Source organism: Chamaesiphon sp. VAR_48_metabat_135_sub (assembly GCF_031418915.1).
Lineage (GTDB): Bacteria > Cyanobacteriota > Cyanobacteriia > Cyanobacteriales > Chamaesiphonaceae > Chamaesiphon.
Genome location: NZ_JANOJV010000126.1, coordinates 1 through 3,240, shown reverse-complemented (window position 1 = coordinate 3,240; position 3,240 = coordinate 1). Strand labels below are relative to the sequence as shown.

2 protein-coding genes and 1 pseudogene are annotated in these 3,240 nt (G+C 44.4%); all 3 read left to right on the top strand.

Translation table 11 applies throughout. From position 1 onward, the window contains the following. Nucleotides 1–177, top strand: a pseudogene (locus RMO55_RS22220) (MFS transporter); the annotation flags it as partial. Between the two features lie 207 nt (nucleotides 178–384). Then, nucleotides 385–1,449, top strand: a complete 1,065-nt coding sequence (locus tag RMO55_RS08915; protein ID WP_310425898.1) for a PstS family phosphate ABC transporter substrate-binding protein — start codon at nucleotides 385–387, stop codon at nucleotides 1,447–1,449. Nucleotides 1,450–1,938: 489 nt separating this feature from the next. Beyond that, nucleotides 1,939–3,240, top strand: a 1,302-nt coding sequence (locus RMO55_RS08910; protein ID WP_310425896.1) for a ferredoxin--nitrite reductase, incomplete at its 3' end; no start/stop codon positions are given.

Here is a 3,240-nt window from a genome sequence, read left to right as displayed (position 1 = left end):
TCTGGCGGTCGGTTAGCAGGGACGGTATTGTCGGGGCTAATTTATCAGTTTTATGGACTGGTGGGATGTCTGTGGGTATCCGCGTTCTTTGTGCTCTCAGCAGCATTGGTGACGCTGAAATTACCCGATCCTCAGCCCAGTAAATCGATCGCCTGGAAAGCTGGCGACGGCGATTAACTTTAATGACAAACACATATAGCCCAAGTTGCCACCTACACTCAAAGTGGTTTTAACCACTTTGAGTGATGCGAAGTCCGCAAAAGCGGACTAATTTCCTAGTCCGCCTTCGCGGACTTCGCATCATTAGCCGCGACTTCAGTCGCAGGCAAGAAATAGGTAGCAACCTAGGTTACATATTTGAAAATCTGCAAGGAACCGAACACAATGAACGCAACAGTCAAAAAATTCGCGACAGTCTTAGGACTGCTGGCTTTAACAGCTAGTGCCACCGCAACAGCCAACCCATCCGCCCACAGCCAATTGTTCGCGCAGGGGACTGATGGAGATCCAACGGGCAAGGTGACTGCACCAGCGATTAAGATTGATGGTTCGAGTACGGTGTATCCAATTACTCAAGCGATCGTTAAGCTGTTTCAAGCAGATCCGAGCAATAAGGGGCAGGTTGAAGTTAAATTCTCTGGTACGACAGGCGGGTTTGAAAAATTCTGCGCTGGTAAAACCGACATTAACGATGCTTCGCGACCAATTTCGCTAGCAGAGATGGAAACTTGCAAGAAAAATGGGGTGCGGTATATGGAGTTTCCGATCGCTTTTGATGCACTGACGATCGCCATCAATCCCCAAAATGATTGGGCAAAAGACATCACCGTCGCCGAATTGAAAAAGATCTGGGAACCTGCCGCACAGGGCAAAATCCTGCGCTGGAAACAAGTACGTGCTTTATGGCCCGATCGACCTTTGAAGCTATTTGGGGCGGGTGACAAGTCTGGTACTTTCGATTATTTTAATGGGGCGATCTCTGGAAAATCTAAAGCTAGCCGTAAAGACTACACTCCTAGTGAAGATGATGAAGCCTTGGTAGAAGGCATTAGTAAAGATCCAAATGCTTTGGGTTATTTTGGTTATGCTTACTACCAAGAAAATCAAAGTAAGTTAAAACTATTACCAGTTGATAACGGTAAAGGGGCAATCTTGCCATCGACTCAAACCGTTGAAAAAAATCAGTATCAGCCACTTTCTAGACCTTTGTTTATTTATGTGAATCTCCGCTCTAGTGCTAATCGACAGGTACTTGGTAAATTTGTCAGACTATATATCAATAAAGTTTCGACAGTAGCCGATTCAGTTGGGTATGTGCCTTTGCCAGAGAGAGTTAGAGATGTTAATTACATTAACTTTAATCGCGGTAAAACAGGGACAGTATTTTCAGGAAAAGCCAGAATAAATTCCAAAATTTCGGATTTATTACCAAAGAAACCAGTTTATTAGTTGTTAATTTAATTTAGAGATCTAAGGCGATTCTCTTGCAGAGAGGCTACGCCCACGAGTTAAGTTTGTAGACATTCACTCGATCGATCATCTTGTCACATGTAGAAATTAAAACTAATCGAGACGATCTCAACTGCAAACTCACAGGTAAAAATGAATAGGCAAGCAAAAGGACTAAAACAAGCCCAGATCAAATACTACGCTTGGAATACTGAAGTAGCGACAAAATTATGGGTAAAACTCCCATTAAGCTTATCAAGAAATGAAGTTTAAACTAGAAGAAATTGCCTTGGCTGTTGATATACATAGATTAAGATCGCCATAAATATCCGTATATTGCATTTAATGAATCCGTATATTCGACCTCTCAGCTAATTTTGTAACAGACAATACCAATCGCGCCAGTCATTACCGTTAAGTTATGATGAATCAAGTTAATTTCCACCAAAGCTCAATCTGTGCAGCGTCAAGCTAGCGAGGATTTCAGTCATGACCACAGCCACACCAGCCACCCAAAACAAGTTTGAGAAACTCAAATCCGAAAAAGACGGACTCAAAGTCAAAGCCGAGCTAGAGGAATACGCACGGATTGGCTGGGAAGCGATGGATGAGACCGATAGAGAGCATCGGTTGAAGTGGTTGGGTGTATTTTTCCGTCCCGTAACTCCTGGGCGATTTATGATGCGGTTGCGAGCACCGAGCGGGATTACAACTAGCGACCAGTTGCGGGTTATGGGTGATATCATCCAACGGTATGGAGATGAGGGCACTGCGGATATTACCACCCGTCAGAGCATTCAGCTACGGGGAATTAGGATTGAGGACTTACCGGAAATTTTCCGCAAGATGGAAGCTGTTGGACTGACTAGTATGCAGTCAGCGATGGATAATGTTCGGAACATTACGGGTTCGCCAGTTGCAGGGATTGAAGCAGGGGAATTGTATGATACCCGCGCGATGATTCAGGAATTGCAGGATCGGATTATTAGTAAGGGCGAGGGCAATCCTGAGTTTAGTAATTTACCACGCAAATTTAACATCGCGATCGCGGGTTGTCGCGATAATTCGGTTCATGCCGAAATCAATGACCTCGCATTTGTCCCTGCATTTAAGGATGATGCGTTCGGGTTTAATGTTTTAGTTGGTGGTTTTTTTTCCGGTAAACGTTGTGATGCAGCGATCCCGATGAATGTCTGGATTGCACCTGAAGAAGTCGTTGAGTTTAGTTTAAGTATTCTCAGATTATTCCGCGATAATGGTTTGCGTGCAAATCGGATGAAGGCGCGATTGATGTTTCTCATCGATGAGTGGGGGATCGAGAAATTTCGTGCAGAATCAGAACTAGTCTACGGGAAAACTCTCCAAACCGCTGCACTCAAAGACGAAATTGAATGGGAAAAACGCGATCATATCGGTGTTTACGCTCAGAAACAGGCGGGGTTAAATTATGTCGGTTTACATATCCCCGTTGGTAAGCTGAATGCGACTGATTTCTTTGAATTAGCAAGATTGGCTGAGGTTTATGGGGCTGGCGAACTGAGATTTACCGTCGAACAAAATGCCATCATTCCCCATGTCGCCGATGCTAAATTACCAACATTATTAAGTGAGCCAGCCCTGGAAAAGTTTCAAGTCAATCCAGGCAATCTTAGCCGCACCGTCGTCTCTTGTACGGGTGCCCAATTTTGCAACTTTGCGATGATTGAGACCAAACAATACGCAGTATCAGTAATTGATGCTGTCGAAGCTAAAGTTGACGTTCCCCAACCAGTGCGGATTCACTGGACTGGT